The organism is Xylanibacter ruminicola (assembly GCF_900142525.1).
In the GTDB taxonomy this organism is placed as follows: domain Bacteria; phylum Bacteroidota; class Bacteroidia; order Bacteroidales; family Bacteroidaceae; genus Prevotella; species Prevotella ruminicola_A.
This window is the reverse complement of the sequence record NZ_FRBD01000007.1, coordinates 1-17468: the sequence shown is the minus strand read 5'-3', so window position 1 is coordinate 17468 and position 17468 is coordinate 1. Positions and strand designations below refer to the sequence as shown.

Annotated in this window: 13 protein-coding genes; 8 read left to right on the top strand and 5 right to left on the bottom strand. The window is 50.3% G+C overall.

All coding sequences use genetic code 11. The annotated features are described in order from the left end of the window. Positions 1-70: 70 nt before the first annotated feature. Complete coding sequence (locus BUB86_RS05670; protein ID WP_073207011.1) at positions 71-823, bottom strand: amidohydrolase; 753 nt, start codon at positions 821-823, stop codon at positions 71-73. A 143-nt stretch (positions 824-966) separates the two neighbouring features. Between BUB86_RS05670 and BUB86_RS05665 the strand changes: the two genes are divergently transcribed. Together BUB86_RS05665 and rpiB are read left to right on the top strand one after the other, a co-directional pair. Continuing rightward, positions 967-2979, top strand: coding sequence for a transketolase family protein (locus BUB86_RS05665; protein ID WP_139261449.1), 2013 nt, complete (start codon positions 967-969; stop codon positions 2977-2979). A gap of 160 nt (positions 2980-3139) precedes the next feature. Beyond that, positions 3140-3583 carry a ribose 5-phosphate isomerase B gene (rpiB, locus tag BUB86_RS05660; RefSeq protein WP_073206798.1) on the top strand — a complete coding sequence of 148 codons (444 nt, stop codon included), beginning with the start codon at positions 3140-3142 and terminating at the stop codon, positions 3581-3583. 138 nt (positions 3584-3721) lie between these two features. Here rpiB and BUB86_RS05655 read toward each other — a convergent pair whose 3' ends face one another. After that, positions 3722-4846, bottom strand: a complete 1125-nt coding sequence (locus BUB86_RS05655; protein WP_073206795.1) for a transglycosylase SLT domain-containing protein — start codon at positions 4844-4846, stop codon at positions 3722-3724. 118 nt (positions 4847-4964) lie between these two features. On the opposite strand from BUB86_RS05655, the gene hisG reads away from it, so the two are divergent. From hisG to BUB86_RS05635, 4 genes are all read left to right on the top strand, one after another. Beyond that, positions 4965-5816, top strand: a complete 852-nt coding sequence (gene hisG / locus BUB86_RS05650; RefSeq protein ID WP_073206792.1) for an ATP phosphoribosyltransferase — start codon at positions 4965-4967, stop codon at positions 5814-5816. Positions 5817-5904: 88 nt separating this feature from the next. Then, positions 5905-7191 carry a histidinol dehydrogenase gene (hisD, locus tag BUB86_RS05645; protein ID WP_073206789.1) on the top strand — a complete coding sequence of 429 codons (1287 nt, stop codon included), beginning with the start codon at positions 5905-5907 and terminating at the stop codon, positions 7189-7191. A 115-nt stretch (positions 7192-7306) separates the two neighbouring features. Beyond that, positions 7307-8344, top strand: a complete 1038-nt coding sequence (hisC, locus tag BUB86_RS05640) for a histidinol-phosphate transaminase (RefSeq protein WP_073206785.1) — start codon at positions 7307-7309, stop codon at positions 8342-8344. 18 nt (positions 8345-8362) lie between these two features. Beyond that, the gene (locus BUB86_RS05635) at positions 8363-9679 is read left to right on the top strand and encodes a uracil-xanthine permease family protein (protein WP_073206782.1); all 1317 of its coding nucleotides are present in this window, start codon (positions 8363-8365) and stop codon (positions 9677-9679) included. Between the two features lie 52 nt (positions 9680-9731). Here the strand turns inward: BUB86_RS05635 and BUB86_RS05630 are convergent, their stop codons facing one another. Further along, positions 9732-11063, bottom strand: coding sequence for an endo-1,4-beta-xylanase (locus BUB86_RS05630; RefSeq protein ID WP_073206779.1), 1332 nt, complete (start codon positions 11061-11063; stop codon positions 9732-9734). Positions 11064-11145: 82 nt separating this feature from the next. Next, a complete protein-coding gene (locus BUB86_RS05625) occupies positions 11146-12291 on the bottom strand; it encodes an SGNH/GDSL hydrolase family protein (RefSeq protein WP_175549423.1) in 1146 nt (381 codons plus the stop codon). A 178-nt stretch (positions 12292-12469) separates the two neighbouring features. On the opposite strand from BUB86_RS05625, the gene pflB reads away from it, so the two are divergent. Together pflB and pflA are read left to right on the top strand one after the other, a co-directional pair. After that, positions 12470-14716, top strand: coding sequence for a formate C-acetyltransferase (gene pflB, locus BUB86_RS05620; protein ID WP_073206776.1), 2247 nt, complete (start codon positions 12470-12472; stop codon positions 14714-14716). Between the two features lie 24 nt (positions 14717-14740). Continuing rightward, complete coding sequence (gene pflA, locus BUB86_RS05615; RefSeq protein WP_073206773.1) at positions 14741-15481, top strand: pyruvate formate-lyase-activating protein; 741 nt, start codon at positions 14741-14743, stop codon at positions 15479-15481. Positions 15482-15662: 181 nt separating this feature from the next. Here pflA and BUB86_RS05610 read toward each other — a convergent pair whose 3' ends face one another. After that, positions 15663-17048 (bottom strand): hypothetical protein, encoded by a 1386-nt coding sequence (locus tag BUB86_RS05610; protein ID WP_254795103.1) that lies wholly within the window; start codon positions 17046-17048, stop codon positions 15663-15665. Between the last annotated feature and the right edge of the window lie 420 nt (positions 17049-17468).

The window sequence follows — 17468 nt, the reverse complement described above, 5'->3', positions numbered from 1 at the left end:
AAACAGCCAAATAATTTTGTCGTTTTTTTAAATAAAAAATTAACAAAAGCATAGCTTTTGAGCCCTTTTATTAATCTGCATCTTCTAAAACTGGGAATTTCCGGCGGAAGCGGTTAAGTTCATCCATATCAAGTTCTGCTGCAGCAGTTCCAACCTCTCCCGAAGTGCACTGAGCAATGGCTTTTCCATAGGCATTGATAATCACCGAATCGCCTAGGTATTCGCAATACTTATCACTACCCACTATATTTACGCCTATCACAAAACATTGATTTTCGATGGCTCGCGCCTTGAGCAACGTCTGCCATACATCGCGACGTTTCTGTGGCCAGTTAGCCACATAGATAATCGTATCGTAGTCACCATGATTACGCACAAACACCGGGAAACGCAGATCGTAGCAAACCTGTAACATAAAACGTACGCCTCGCCATTCCACCACTACACGGCGATTGCCTGCAACGTAATCTTTTGTTTCTCCAGCATACGAGAAAAGATGGTGCTTATCATAATAATCGAATGTACCATCGGGACGCACAAAGTACAGTCGGTTTCGCAACACCCCATCCTCATCCACCATCGCCACACTACCAGCCACAGCAGCATCAAGTCGGCAGGCCTGCTGCTTCATCCAACTTAATATCCGGGCACCTTGCACATCGGCATGAGCGGTTGCATCTTCAGCCATAAACCCAGTAGCAAATGTTTCGGCCAAGACATACAAATCAGCTCCTGATTGCTGATCAAACAAGGAAGTAATTTGCTGCAAATTCCACTCAATTTGGTTCTCACAGATGGTATGTTGAACGACTGCAACTTTCATATATGTATACATTTCTTTATTATATGTTGCAAAGATACATCATTTTTATAACAGGGCAAAGATTTATCGAGAAAACCCACAATTGTTTCGGATTATTTTTGTATCTTTGCGGCCAAATAACGTTTTTCAATTAATTATTTATTATGAACGACAACAAAGTTATGAACATGGCAGCGGATAATATTCGTATCCTTGCTGCTTCGATGGTTGAAAAGGCAAAGTCGGGTCACCCCGGCGGTGCTATGGGTGGTGCAGACTTCATCAACACCCTGTACAGTGAGTTCCTGGTATACGATCCTGAGAATCCCGCATGGGAGGGTCGCGACCGTTTCTTCTTGGACCCTGGTCACATGGCTCCAATGCTGTACAGCCAGCTGGCTCTTATTGGAAAATATACTCTTGAGGATCTGAAGAACCTCCGCCAGTGGGGTTCTGTAACTCCAGGTCACCCAGAGCGCGAGATTGAGCGTGGTATCGAGAATACCTCTGGTCCTCTTGGTCAGGGTCACTGCTTTGCAGTAGGTGCCGCTATCGCCGCTAAGTTCCTGAAGGCTCGTCTGGGCAACGTGATGAATCAGACCATCTATGCCTACATCTCTGACGGTGGTGTGCAGGAGGAGATTTCACAGGGTGCTGGCCGTATTGCTGGTAACCTGGGTCTGGACAACCTCATCATGTTCTATGACGCTAACGATATCCAGCTTTCAACAAAGACTGAGGTTGTGACCTGCGAGGACACAGCTAAGAAATACGAGGCATGGGGCTGGTTTGTACAGAAGATCAACGGTAACGATGTTGATCAGATTCGTGAGGCTATCAAGAAGGCTCAGGCCGAGAAAGAGCGCCCAAGTCTGATTATCGGTCACTGTGTAATGGGTAAGGGTGCACGTAAGGCTGACAACAGCTCTTACGAGAGCAACTGCGCTACTCACGGTGCTCCTCTTGGTGGCGATGCTTACATCAACACCATGAAGAACCTGGGTGCTGATCCTGAGAATCCATTCCAGATCTTCCCTGAGGTTCAGGAGATGTACGCTAAGCGTGCTGAGGAACTGAAGAAGATTGTTGCTGAGCGCTACGCTGAGAAGGCTGAGTGGGCTAAGGGGCATCCCGAGCAGGCTAAGCTGATGGAGGAGTGGTTCAGCGGCAAGGCTCCAAAGATTGACTGGAGCAAGGTTGAGCAGAAGGCTGGTGCTGCTACTCGTGGTGCTAGTGCTACTGTTCTGTCAGCTCTCGCTGAGCAGGTTCCCAACATGATCTGTGCTTCAGCCGACCTGAGCAACTCTGATAAGACCGACGGCTTCCTGAAGAAGACTCACGATTTGGTTCGTGGCGACTTCAGCGGTGCATTCTTCGAGGCTGGTGTAGCTGAGCTCACTATGGCTTGCTGCTGTATCGGTATGGCTCTGCACGGTGGTGTTATCCCCGCTTGCGGTACCTTCTTCGTATTCTCTGACTACATGAAGCCAGCCGTACGTATGGCTGCCCTGATGGAGCTGCCAGTTAAGTTCATCTGGACCCACGATGCATTCCGCGTTGGTGAGGATGGACCTACCCACGAGCCTGTTGAGCAGGAGGCACAGATCCGCCTGATGGAGAAGCTGAAGAACCACCACGGTAAGAACTCTGTATTGGTAGTTCGTCCTGCCGATGCTGAGGAGACCACCGTTTGCTGGCGCATGGCCATGGAGAATGTAGATACTCCTACAGCTCTCATCTTCTCTCGTCAGAACATCGAGATGCTGCCCGAGGGCAACGACTACAACCAGGCTACTAAGGGTGCTTACGTTGTAGCTGGCTCAGACGAGAAGTTCGATGTCATCCTGCTGGCTTCAGGTTCAGAGGTTTCTACTCTCGAGGCTGGTGCTAAGCTGCTCCGCGAGGACGGCGTAAAGGTTCGCGTGGTAAGCGTTCCTTCTGAGGGTCTGTTCCGCAGCCAGAGCAAGGAGTATCAGCAGAGCGTTCTGCCTGCTGGCGTGAAGAAGTTCGGTCTCACAGCTGGTCTGCCAGTAAACCTCGAGGGTCTGGTAGGTGCCGATGGTACGGTATGGGGTCTGGAGAGTTTCGGTTTCTCTGCTCCTTACAAGGTACTCGACGAGAAGCTCGGCTTCACCGGTGAGAATGTTTACAAGCAGGTTAAAGCCCTGTTAGCATAATTTGAAGTTAAAGGGGAGTAAAAAAGGAAGTGAAAGGGAAGTGAAAAGGACAAATAACAACTATTCAAAATAGTAAAAGTAATGTCCCTTTAACTCCCAAGCGGTTGCAAACTGCGATAACTTCCTTTTAACTCCCCTTCCATTCTTAAAATTATAAACTATGGAAGTAAAGACAGTTGGAGTTGCTTGCGATCACGCAGGTTTTGCTCTTAAGAAGTTTGTGCTCGAGTATCTGGCCGAGAAGGGTTACCCCTATAAGGACTATGGTACATGGAGCGATGCCAGCGTTGACTATCCTGACTTTGGTCATGCTTTGGCCGAGGGCATCGAGAGTGGTGAGGTTTATCCTGGTATTGCCATCTGTGGTAGCGGCGAGGGTATATCTATCACGCTGAACAAGCACCAGCAGGTGCGTGCCGGCTTGTGCTGGATTCCTGAGATTGCTCATCTCATCCGTCAGCACAACGATGCCAACGTACTGGTGATGCCAGGTCGTTTCATCGACAACAATATGGCTCGTAAAATTATGGACGAGTTCTTTACCGCAACCTTTGAAGGTGGCCGCCACCAAAAGCGCGTGGATAAGATTCCTGTTCAGAAGTAATATACCCCCAATTCCCCTCCTTAAGCCTAAGGAGGGGCGAGGGGTGGTTTGATATAGCTCTGTCCTATCCTATTATTGGATGGGACAGCGTTTTTTCTCCTCCACCCCTTACCCCTCCTCCCATGAGGAGGGGATTTTTTATATATCGTATTTATTTTTTCGTTTATCGGCTTTGCGAGGCTTGCTGGAGTGAGAGCCCATAAACGGTGTTTTAACACCTTGATAACCAGCATGGCGCTGACGTATGCGCTGCACATAATCTACCGTCTCAGAACCTCGCATGTATCCATACTTTACTATAGGATCATTGTAGTACTGAGGTGTAGCCAACTTCAGCACATACGGCGCCACATCGCTCCAACGGTGCGGATTCTTGCCATCGCGCTTAGCCAGATTCATGGCATCACGAATATGGTGAGCACCACCATTGTAACTAGCCAGTACAAAGTTAGTACGTTCATAATTATCGCGCACATCCGAGAATGTATTCTGCAGCTGTCCGATATACTTAACCGCAGCCGAGATATTAGCTTCAGGCTCATAGAGTTTGCTACGTGGCACGCCCAGATGGTCGGCCGTACCTGGCATAATCTGCATCAATCCCTTGGCCCCGGCAAACGAAACAGCACGCGGGTCGAATGTTGACTCCTGATAGCATTGTGCTGCCAGCAGGCGCCAATCCCATCGGATATCGCGCGCATAAGCCATAAAGAACTGATCGTAGTGAGAGATGATACCTCCTTTCTTATCAAGCATAGGCGAGAAAATGCGTCGCTGCACCTTACGAACGGTTAGCAGGTCGTTCTCCTCCTTCTGTACAGCAGCTATCAGCCCCGGATGATACCACGTTTTCAGTTCCTTCATCAGGTCGTTCTTCGCCGTATCGGCATCAATATGCCCTGGTGTTGGCCAAGCTACAAGGTCAACCTCGCCCTCGGCAAAACGCTTCACCAGCTCCATACTGTCGCGATACACCTCTACACGCAGGCGTACGCCCAATGAGTCGGCAAACCGCTGGCAGATGAGGAACTGAGTACCCAGATGATGCCCATGATAGTCATAATATGTCTGCGGTCCACTCACGGTGGCCATAATCAGTTCACCACTAGTCTGAATGTCGTGCAGATCGAACTCATCTGATACCGAAACCGTATCATCTATCACGCCCCAGGGCGCAACAATGGGCTCGTGTTTTTTCTCAAAACACGATAGAAGCGATAGTAAAACCGCCACGAAACCGACATATTTATACCATTTTTGCATCAATCTGCACCATTTTGTTAGTAAAAACGGTGCAAAGGTAGTAAATAATTGATAATTGACAATTGATAATTGAGAATTTTTTTGTAATTTTGCAGCCGATATTTTAGATTTAACAGATATGTTAAGAATTGCAGTACAATCAAAAGGACGTCTGTTTGATGACACCATGAATCTGCTCGCAGAGGCTGATATCAAGGTGAGTGCATCAAAGCGCACCCTATTGGTGCAGTCGTCCAACTTTCCGCTTGAGGTTCTGTACCTCCGCGATGACGACATCCCCCAGAGTGTAGCCAGTGGAGTGGCTGACATCGGCGTGGTTGGCGAAAACGAGTTTGTTGAGCGTGGTGAAGATGCTGATATCATCTCACGTCTCGGCTTCTCTAAGTGCCGCCTGTCGCTGGCCATCCCCAAAGAGATCGACTACAAGGGAGTAGAGTGGTTTAACGGCAAGAAGATTGCCACCAGCTACCCCGGAATCCTTCGACATTTCCTTGAGAAGCATCATATCCATGCAGAAATCCATGTTATCACCGGTAGCGTAGAGATCAGCCCAGGCATCGGTCTGGCCGATGGTATCTTCGATATCGTATCGTCAGGTTCTACCTTGGTCAGCAACAATCTGCGCGAGGTTGAGGTTGTTATGAAGAGCGAGGCTCTGCTCATTGGCAACAAGCAGATGAGCGAGGAGAAGCGCCAGATACTGGAGCAGATGCTGTTCCGTTTCAAGGCCGTAAAGGATGCTGAAGACAAGAAGTACGTGCGCATGAATGCTCCTAAGGCTCGTCTGCAGGAGATTATTGATGTGCTGCCCGGCTTGAAGAGTCCCACCATCATCCCTCTGGCTGACGAGGAGTGGTGCTCTGTTCACACCGTATTAGACCAGAAGCAGTTCTGGGACATTATTGGCAAGCTGAAGGAAATGGGAGCTCAGGGCATCCTGGTAACTCCAATCGAAAAAATGATAATATAGAATTGAAAGGAAGTTATAAGGAAGTGAAAGATTGGTCGAAGACCACGATAACTTCCCTTTAACTCCCCTTTAACTTCAAAAAAGAATCATGAATATAATTCGTTTTCCTGAAAGAAGTGAATGGGCTAAGATTGTGGAGCGTCCTCATTTGGACGTTTCACAACTTAATGATATAGTAGCATCGGTTCTGGCCGATGTCAAGAAGCGTGGCGACGATGCCGTAAAGGGCTACGAACTGAAGTTCGACCATGTCGACCTGCCTACACTTGCTGTATCCGAGGAGGAGATGAACGAGGCCGAGCAGCTGGTAAGTCCCGAGTTGAAAGCCGCCATTCAGGTGGCCCACTACAACATCAAGGCTTTCCACGAGTCTCAGCAGTTCAAAGGCAAGAAGGTTGAGACGCAGCCTGGCGTAGTATGCTGGCAGAAGAGTGTAGCCATCGAGAAGGTGGGCCTCTACATTCCTGGCGGCACAGCTCCACTCTTCTCTACCGTATTAATGCTGGCCACACCTGCCAAGATAGCAGGCTGTAAGGAGATTGTGCTTTGCACACCTCCAGGTCGCGATGGCAAGGTGAACCCAGCCATATTGGTAGCTGCCCGTATTGCAGGTGTTAGCAAGATATTCAAGGCTGGTGGCGTACAGGCCATCGGTGCTATGGCTTATGGCACTCAGAGTGTGCCCAAGGTCTACAAGATCTTCGGCCCTGGCAACCAGTATGTCATGGCAGCTAAACAACAGGTAAGTCTGCACGATGTGGCTATCGACATGCCCGCTGGCCCATCAGAGGTGTGTGTGATTGCCGATCAGCATGCCAACATCGAGTTTGTGGCAGCCGACTTGCTGTCGCAGGCCGAGCACGGCATCGACTCACAGGTGTTCCTCATCACCACATCCGAGCAGGTAATTCTCGACGTTCAGGCCGAGGTGAACCGTCAGCTCGACATGCTGCCCCGTAAGGAGATGGCAGCTAAGTCGCTCGACAACAGCCGACTGGTGTTGGTCAAGAACATGCAAGATGCCATCGACCTCTCGAATGCCTACGCTCCTGAGCACTTGATTCTGCAGGTCAAGAACTACAATAAGCTGGCCAGTCAGGTAGTGAATGCTGGTAGCGTGTTCCTAGGCGAATATGCTTGCGAGAGTGCAGGCGATTATGCCAGCGGCACTAACCACACTCTGCCCACACACGGATACGCTACTGCCTACAGCGGTGTAAACCTGGACAGCTACTGTCGCAAAATCACCTTCCAGCATCTCTCTGAAGATGGCATCCGCAGCATCGGCCGCGCCGTAGAACTCATGGCCGAGGCTGAGCAACTAGATGCCCATAAGAACGCCATGAGCGTTCGTATTCGCTCGATTGAAAAATAATAAAGCCTACGGATTATACGGATTTTACGGATTTAATTATTCCAAAGGTCCGAAATATCTAAAAAATTAATAATCCATATAATCCGTAAAATCCGTAGGTAAAACTATAAGAATTATGAAGTCTTTAGAAGAATTAACAAGACCTAATATTTGGAATCTGGCACCTTACAGCAGCGCTCGTAATGAGTACGCTGGCCGTGAGGCAAGGGTTTTCCTCGATGCCAACGAGAATCCATACAATCAGCCCTTCAACCGCTACCCCGATCCATTGCAGCTGGAGCTCAAGGCTGCCCTCAGCAAGGTGAAAGGCGTGCCCGCCGAGAATATCTTCCTGGGCAATGGTAGCGACGAGGCCATCGACCTGCCCTACCGCTGTTTCTGCGAGCCGGGCGTCGACAACGTAGTAGCCATCGAGCCTACCTATGGTATGTATAAGGTATGTGCCGATATCAATAACACCGAATATCGCACCGTGCTGCTCGATGAGCATTATCAGGTAACTGCCGATAAGCTGTTGGCTGCTACCGATGAGCATACCAAGATTATATGGCTGTGCACACCTAACAACCCCACAGGTAACAGTCTGAACCGCGACGAGATCATCAAGGTGATTGAGGGTTTCGAGGGTATCGTCATTGTCGACGAGGCCTATAGCGATTTCTCATCGCAGAAGCCACTGCGCACCGAGTTGGCCAAGTATCCCAACCTCATCGTGCTCAACACCATGTCGAAGGCATGGGGCTGTGCAGCCATCCGTTTGGGTATGGCATTTGCCTCAACCGATATCATCGCTATATTTAATAAGGTGAAGTATCCTTATAACGTCAACCAGCTCACTCAGCAGCAGGCTCTCGAGGCGCTGAAGGATCCTTATGAGGTTGATAACTGGGTGAAGGTGCTGCTTCAGGAGCGCGGACGCATGATGGATGCATTCAGCGAGCTGCCCATCTGCCAGAAGGTTTACCCCACCGAGGCCAACTTCTTCCTGGCTAAGATGACCGATGCCACCAAGATCTACAACTATCTGGTTGATCGCGGCATCATTGTGCGCAACCGCAACCGCGTTCAGCTCTGCCAGAACTGTCTGCGCATCACCATCGGCACCAAGACCGAAAATAGTGAACTCATCGCCGCATTAAGGCAATATGAATAATTAAAACACTAAATTTTTATGGAACCACAAAATGCCATTTATGATGCCCGACAGCTTGGCACACCACGCATGATGATTCTTGGTGTGCAGCATCTATTTGCTATGTTCGGAGCTACGGTGCTTGTACCTCTACTTACTGGGTTGGATGTATCCATCACCCTTCTTTTTGCAGGAATCGGTACATTGTTATTCCATTTCATCTCGAAGTGGAATGTACCAGCTTTCCTTGGCTCTTCGTTTGCATTCCTAGGCGGTTATGCCTCTGTTAAAGAGATGGGCGTATCGCAAGGTCTATCTGAGACGCTGGCCCTTGATTATGCCTGTCTAGGTGTAGCCTGTGCCGGACTGATGTATTTCGTCATGGCGGGATTAATCAGGTCGTTTGGTGTCAAGAAGATACTGCAGTACTTCCCACCAGTAGTTACCGGTCCTATCGTGATTGCCATTGGATTGGTGCTTTCGGGTTCAGCCATCACCAACTGTCAGACTAACTGGCTGCTGGCCATCATCTCCATCATCACTGTCATTGTTTCATCTATATGGGGCAAGGGTATCATCAAGATCATCCCCGTGCTTCTGGGTGTCATCGTGTCTTATGTGATTGCAGCCTGCATGGGCCAGGTAGATTTCTCACCTCTTGGCGAGGCAGCATGGGTAGGATTCCCCATCCATAAGGACCGCACCATACTGGCAGTTCTCGAAGATGGCAACACCACCCTGATGCTCTCTACCATTCTGGCTGTTATGCCTATCGCCTTTGCCACCATCATGGAGCATATCGGCGATATGTTTGCCATCAGCTCTACAGTAGGTAAGGATTTCCTGGCCGAGCCTGGATTGCACCGCACACTTACTGGCGATGGTATTGCTACTGCTATTGCATCGGTATTCGGTGCTCCGGCCAATACCACCTACGGCGAGAACACAGGTGTGCTCAACCTGACTAAGGTGTTCGATCCAAGAGTCATTCGCATCGCTGCTTGTTTAGCCATCATTCTGGCTTTCTGTCCTAAGTTTGCTTGCCTTGTTCAGCTCATGCCTGCTGCCACTATCGGTGGTGTCAGCCTCATTCTGTATGGCATGATCTCTGCCGTTGGTGTGCGCAATCTTGTAGAAGAGAAAGTCGACCTGAAGAGCTCGCGCAACGTGTTTGTGGCAGCCCTCATCCTGGTACTTGCCATTGGCGTGAAATATGGTGCCAACGACGATATCGCCCTCGGGCCTATCCATCTGTCAGGTCTGGCCATAGCAGCCATTGTAGGTATTTTCCTCAATGCTATTATGCCCGATAAACTTGGTATGAAAGTAAAATCCTTTAAGGGTAAGGAAAAATAAAAAATAAAAACAATAAAAAAACACCCGCCACACTGAAATGGCGGGTGTTTTCTTATTTCACGGTCTTCTTACCGTTTACGATATAGATACCATGCGGCACATCTTCTAGCGATTTTGCCGATAGTTTCACGCCGTTAAGGTTATAGATGCCTTCTGGAGCCTCAATAGCCCTATCGGCCTCACCCCCTTCAATACCGCTAGTCACGCTGCTCAGTCCGCGTACGATACCTGCATACACGTGTTTGCGATAGTAGTTGATATCCCATATACCCACCGGGGTATTGGCACGCCATCCGCTATTCGATGGCGAATCGGTAGTACACCATTGGCATATACCCCACTGCTGGGCAGGAGGAATCAGACGGAAATACTCCTTGATAATCCACTCGTAGAAATCGGCCATATTCTTGTGGCGTGTTTCTGTCATGCTAGCCGTATGTACGTCGTTGCCGTTAGCATCCACATAGCCCATATCCATCTCGCTTACGCGCACCAGCTTACCAGATGCCGCCATCAGTTGGAACATCTTGGTAATATGTTCCTTCTTGCTGTTCTGGATATAGCTGTTCTCGTAATACGACACGTGCATCTGGGTTCCGATGCCGTCAATCTTGGTAACGCCATCGCTCTCCCACTTCTTGATCCAGTTAATCAGCGACTTCAGTTTCTTGTTGTCATCCCAGTCCGACTCCAGATTGTAGTCGTTGATAAACAGGACAATATCCTCTGGACCATACTTGCGAGCCAGCCTGCAAGCCTGACGCACATATTCATAGTCGCCCATGTAGTCCTGCCAGTAGAAGGCATAACCGCCCACATCCCAGGTACCACTTTTATAGCCTTTAGAGTGCTGCAGTTCGTAATTACCTTCACCGTCGTTACCATCTCCCGATAGAGGTTCGTTTACCAGGTCCCATGCCTTTACCTTACCGCCGCAAGCTTCCATCATACCCTTTATCCACTTGTCCATGGCATACACCAGGGTATCACATTTAGCTTGTTTTGTGGGTGCAGCCGTCACCAGCTTCTGCAACCAGTTTACGGGCTGCTGCGCGTGCCACGCCAAGGTGTGTCCATACACACTGAGTCCTGCATCTGTGGCAGCATTCACAAAGTTCGTTACTGCAGCAAAGCTCATGTAGCCATAGTTGTCAACACAGCTCTGCATCTTCATGGCATTACCAGCTACGGTTTCAGTAAAGTTCTTGTTTACCAGGTTTCTTACCGTAGGATTCACCAGATAGTCGTAAACAATAGTACCGGCACCCAACTTAAAGTTCGGGAAGTCTGAATAGTTGATATAGCTTTTCAGCGCCTGATAGTTATCCAGATACCTATAGTTGCTGTCGCCGGGCTTACCTATCTCAAACTTTTCCTGTGCCACCGCCGAAACCGACAGTGACACAGAAAACAATAATAAACAGAATTTATTCATCAGAAATTCTTGCGCACGCCCTGCCACTTAATTAGAATAATTCTTCGTGATCATATCTCGGCATGCGTCGCACCAGTTTGTGCGCAGCTGCCTGAGCCATCGCCTCGTAGGCCAGCTCACTGGGATGCAGATGGTCGCCGCTGTCAAATCCGTCGGCAAAAGCCTTGGGGTTAGTAACGCTACGTACAGCAGCATCAAAGTCAATACATCCGTCGAAGATGGGCGATGTGCGCAGCCACTCGTTAAACTGCTGGCGCATCCGTTCGCGATCCTCATTATAGGTACGCCAGCCGTATATGGGCAGCAGCGTGCCGCTCCACACCTTCAGCCCCATGGCCTTGGCCGGCTTTACGTATATATCCTCTACCCCGTGTTCCATCTCCTCTACCGTAGGCAGGTCGCTCCATGGGCGGAACGGGTTCACATCGGTACCCACAGGGTGTATAATATCGTTGATGCCGTGCTGAATAATCACATCGGTTGCCCCCGCCACGTTCATCTCTATGGGGAATCGTGTGGCGCCCTTCAGTCCGTAGGCCTGATAGGTAATGCAGTCGTACTGTCGCAGAATGCGGGTGCCGCTCACGGCTCGGCGAATGATCGAGGCATTGGTGCCGAAAGCCAGCTGCGCCATATAGTCGGGCCACGACTGGGCCGTGATCGAGTCGCCATAGCACACCACGGCGTGGTTCTCTTGCGATGTCAGCACATCGATGGTGTTCAGAAAGTAGAACCAGTTGGTGTTGCGGCTCAGGTCCAGCGGCAGCTCGTCGGCCTCGGCAAAGTCGCCATAGGCATACTGCCCTTTCGATAGCGGCCCCGTAATGAGCGTACCGCTGTTCATCTGCGTGTAGCCGGCCATATACATGCTCACCTCGATGGTATCGCCACGGTTCACGGCATAGCCGATGGCATCGCTCTCGGTTTCCTTACCAGGCATCAGTGTAACCCCTGCCTTGCCTTCGAAAGTGATGGGCGTGCGGCCCACAAACACCTTATCTAGCGTCACAGGTTCTGTTCCCGTAAGGTTCGAGAATCGGAAACGCAGCATGCTGCCGCTGAAGCACATACGTATGGGATATCGCAATGTGAGGTCTTTAGCATACACAGCCTCTCTACGGTTAGTAATCGATGTGGCATTTCCCCAACAAGCCACCCATTTATTATTGTCTTTCATCACGTCGTTTTTTAGTATAATCACAAATATCGATGCAAAATTAGCAAAAATCCCACAAATATCGCAATCTATAGCATCAGATTTAATTGTATTTAAAAAAAAATGTGTACCTTTGCAGCCGGAAAAAGTACAGTAGGTATTATTATTTTACAAAACGAAACAAAACACAAGTTAATTTATGCGTAAAGAATGGCGTGGTTTTAAAGGAACCAAATGGACCGAGGAGGTCAATCTCAGAGACTTTATTCAGAACAACTACACAGCTTACGAAGGCGACGAGTCTTTCTTGGCTGCACCTACCGATGCCACCAACACATTGTGGGGCCGATTGCAGGAGCTGCAGAAGGAGGAGCGTGCCAAGGGCGGTGTGCTCGACATGGAGACCGAGATCGTGTCGAGCATGACAGCTTATGGCCCAGCTTACATCGACGAGAGTAAGAAGGACCTGGAGAAGGTAGTTGGTCTGCAGACCGATAAACCCCTTAAGCGCGCCTTCATGCCTTTTGGCGGCATCAAGATGGCTGAGCAGGCTTGCACCACTTATGGTTACCAGCCCTCAGAGAAGCTGCACGAGATTTTCACCAAGTACTGCAAGACCCACAACGATGGTGTATTCGATGCTTACACCGAGGAGATGATGCACGTGCGTCATAACCACATCCTCACCGGTCTGCCCGACACCTATGGCCGCGGCCGTATCGTGGGCGACTACCGTCGTGTGGCTCTGTATGGTATCGACTTCATCATTGCCGAGAAGGAAGCCGACAAGCGCAACTGCGGTGCCGGTGTGATGAGCGACGATATCATTCGTCAGCGCGAGGAAATCTCTATGCAGATCAAGGCCCTGAAGGAGATGAAGGCTATGGCCCAGATCTATGGCTTCGATATTTCTCAGCCCGCCAGCAACGCCCGCGAGGCTGTTCAGTGGCTGTACTTCGGCTACCTGGCTGCCATCAAGACTCAGAACGGCGCTGCCATGTCAGTAGGTCGTGTTTCTACCTTCCTCGACATCTATATCCAGCGTGATATGGAAGAGGGCACACTGACTGAGGCCGAGGCTCAGGAGCTCATCGACCACCTGGTTATGAAGTTCCGTATGGTTAAGTTCGCCCGTATTCCTTCTTACAACCAGCTCTTCTCTGGCGACCCTGTATGGGCTACCCTCGAAGTAGGTGGTATGGGCATGGACGGTCGCCACATGGTAACCAAGAACGACTACCGTTTCCTCCACACTCTGGAGAACATGGGTCCTTCGCCCGAGCCAAACCTCACCGTACTCTACTCACCACGCCTCACCGATAACTTCAAGAAGTACGCTGCTATGATCTCTGTTAAGACCAGCTCTATTCAGTACGAGAACGACGAGGTGATGCGTCCTGTATGGGGCGATGACTATAGCATCTGCTGCTGCGTAAGTGCTACTCAGACTGGTAAGGAAATGCAGTTCTTCGGCGCACGTGCCAACCTGGCTAAGTGTTTCCTCTATGCATGTAACGGTGGTGTCGATGCCAAGACCCGCGAGCAGGTTGCTCCTGGCTTCCGCCCCATCAAGGACGAGTACCTCACTTGGGAGGAGCTGGCTCCTCGCTTCGATCAGGCTATGGACTGGTTGGCTGGTGTTTATGTCAACACCCTGAACCTCATCCACTACATGCACGACAAGTACTTCTATGAGGCTGCCGAGATGGCTCTTATCGACACCAACGTACGTCGCACATTCGCTACCGGTATCGCAGGTTTCTCTCACGTAGTCGACTCTATCTCAGCCGTTAAATATGCTAAGGTCAAGATGATTCGCGACGAAGAGGGCTTCAACGTAGACTATGTAGCCGAGGGCGACTTCCCACGCTACGGTAACGACGACGACCGTGCTGACGAGATTGCAGTATGGTTGCTCAAGACCTTCGTCAAGAAGATCCGCAAGCACGCCACCTATCGTAACGCTACTCCTACCTGCTCTATCCTCACTATTACCTCTAACGTGGTTTATGGCAAGTACACAGGCAACCTGCCCGACGGACGCCGTGCCGGCACTCCTCTGGCTCCTGGTGCCAACCCCAGCTACGGTGCCGAGAAGAACGGTCTGCTGGCTTCGCTCAACTCAGTAGCTAAGCTGCCTTACGAGTATGCCCTCGATGGTATCTCTAACACCCAGACCATCAGTCCTAACACCCTGGGACAGAACGACGATGAGCGTGCTACCACTCTGGTTCGCGTCATGGATGGCTACTTCAGCCGTGGTGCTCACCACCTGAACGTGAACGTGTTTGGTGTCGACAAGCTGCGCGATGCCATGGAGCATCCTGAGAAGCCCGAGTACGCCAACTTCACCATCCGCGTATCTGGTTATGCCGTTAAGTTCATCGACCTCACTCGCGAGCAGCAGGAAGATGTTATTGCACGTCAGTCGCACGAATCGCTCTAAACTAGATAATCTAGAAATACTAGTATGTCTAGAAAAGGCTATATACATAGTACCGAATCCTTTGGCTCTGTCGATGGGCCAGGGATTCGGTTCCTTATTTTCCTTCAGGGTTGCCAGATGCGCTGTCGCTACTGCCACAACCCCGATACCTGGAAGCTTGGTTCAGATGCTTGCGGCACCACTGCTACCGTCGAGGAACTTCTCGACAAGGCCGAGCGCTACCGCAGCTACTGGGGCGCCGATGGCGGCATCACCGTCAGCGGAGGCGAGGCATTACTGCAGATTGATTTCCTCATCGATCTCTTTGAGGAAGCCCATCGTCGTGGCATCAACACCTGTCTCGACACCGCCGCCCAGCCTTTCACCCATCAGGAACCATTCTTTTCTAAGTTCCAGCGTCTGATGCAGAGCACCGATCTGGTACTGCTCGACATCAAGCATATCGACAGCGAGAAACACCGTTGGCTCACGGGCCACAGCAACGAGCCTATCCTCGACTGCGCCCGCTATCTGTCCGACATAGAAAAACCCGTTTGGATTCGTCACGTATTGGTGCCTGGCATCACCACCGATGAAGAGCAGCTCACCCGTCTGCGCCAGATGCTCGATACGCTCCGCAACATTCAGAAGGTAGAGGTACTGCCCTACCACACCCTGGGCACCTTTAAATGGCAGCAGCTGGGCGTTCCCTATTCCCTGAAAGACGTCCCCGCTCCCACGGCCAGTCAAATCACCCGCGCCCAAGAAATCCTCTGCCCAAAATGATTTTAGGATAAAAAAAAGGACCTGTCATCGCGACAGGTCCTTATTCATACAATTCCAACCACCAAGCATGGCGAAGTCATCTATACTCTCCGTGCCGTTTTCCTGTATGGCCATCGCCCGCCCTACAGCTATCCAGCGGGCTGGTTGAAATGTCAGGTGTCAGGAGTTATAACTTTATAAGTTAAGGAAGTTCCTGCACCAGTTTTCGATAGGTACCGTACTTCACTTTTTTAACGATACCCTCACTAACAAAGCGGTTGATGGCCTTCCATGCCGTTGGCTGCGAAGTGCCGAAACAGTTTATAAACTGCTGCGTCTTAAACTCATCGGGCAACTTGCGGAAGCACTCATCATAGCGGGTGGTGCGACGGCGCTGTACAAACTCCTTGTTCTGATTGGCAAAATAGTTGAAAGCCATCTCGCCAAAGTAGAACTTCTGACACTTGTACTGGATGTCCATAGCCAGGCGGCACAGGCGCTTATCTCTGTCGTCCATCGTCAGCGTGCGGTGCTCCTGCCACTCATCCCAATGGCGCATCAGGATAAAGGGCAAAGAGATGCCGATGCCGTAATATGGTATACGCTTCAGCAGCGTGCGGTCTGCCTTGTCGCCGTTAAACTCAGCTATCTCCATGTGGCTGGTCTGCCAGTCGTAGGTCTCGTCATTCAGCGGTTCTATAGGCAGTTCACCCTCCACCTTGTCCAACTTGTAAGCCCACTCACGAATCACCTCGTCGGCTCCCTCTATCACCTCCTGATGGCGCTGGGCTGTGCCCTTATCGGGCAGAGGTATCACAGCCAGACGGGTGCTCATACCGGTACCGAAGTTACGCTGGTTCACCTTGCGGTTCAGAGCATACGGCGTGCCAGTGTAGATAAAGTTCCAATACACGTTGAACATGCCGGTGACGCTCTCCTGATTGGCATACATCTGTCCATCCTCCTCGTTATGAAAAGCCTTCAGTTCGAGCACTTCGCGGTCTTTCCAGTCGCCGCCCTTGTTCTGCTTCGTCACGTTGTCGAGCTCCGCATCAAACGAGAACATGTGGAGGTTCAGGGGCATGCCCTGTATCGTCTCTACAGCCGCATTCATGTGGCGGATAAATTCGCCTGTAGCCGTACGTGCCGGGTGCACGCGGATGCCTACTACAGGGCGTTTCAGCGCCTCGCCCTTCTGGGCTTTGGTAGAGGTGGTGCGCTCCGTGCGCCCCTCCTTATAGCGGTTCACCGCGTCTATCAGGCACTGGTCTGCCTGTATCATCGGGTCGGCAATAATCTTGTAGAACTCCTCTATCAGATGCTTTCCGGCACCGGGATCGCCGATAATGAAGATGCAGTAGTTCAATCGGCGGATGATTTTAGGTGCAAACCAGAAGTGGTACCAGGCGCGGGTCATCAGCGTGCCAAACAGCGCTGCACTCGAAAAGAGTACCGCAGGCAACTTATGGGGATGTACATTAATAAAGAGTTCCTTCATACAAGGGTAATACTCTGACATTTCCAGCAACTCCTCAGCCCACTTATCCAGCGGCATTGTTGCATAGATATCATCCTCACCCTTTGTCATGCCGCGCTCAGGTAGCTCTGTCGAATTTGCAATGCGACTGGCCTGCTCTGGGGATTTATCGCTCGGCTTTCTTGCTTTGCAAGATTCTGCGCAAACTTCCAAATATTGAATAGGAAAAATAGGACCTTTTAACAATATGGTTTCGTAATTACCTTGAGACAACAGGGATACTTCTTGGCCGTGGCCAAGACTCTATATTATATCAATATAGTTTGTTTTTGTCTTTTTCCTTTGCAGTTCTACTGATTTTGTTGTATCTTTGCAGCCATTAAGGGAAGTCTTTGGTGCTATCCACCAGTTTTGTACTATCTCGTGTGGCTGTGTCTCGAGGCTCAGCCACTTTTGTTAGAAATCCCTTGTCTCATCGTATTCCTCCCCGCTTTTCCAAAGTGAGTATATAAGTAGCAGCATCTTACGCAT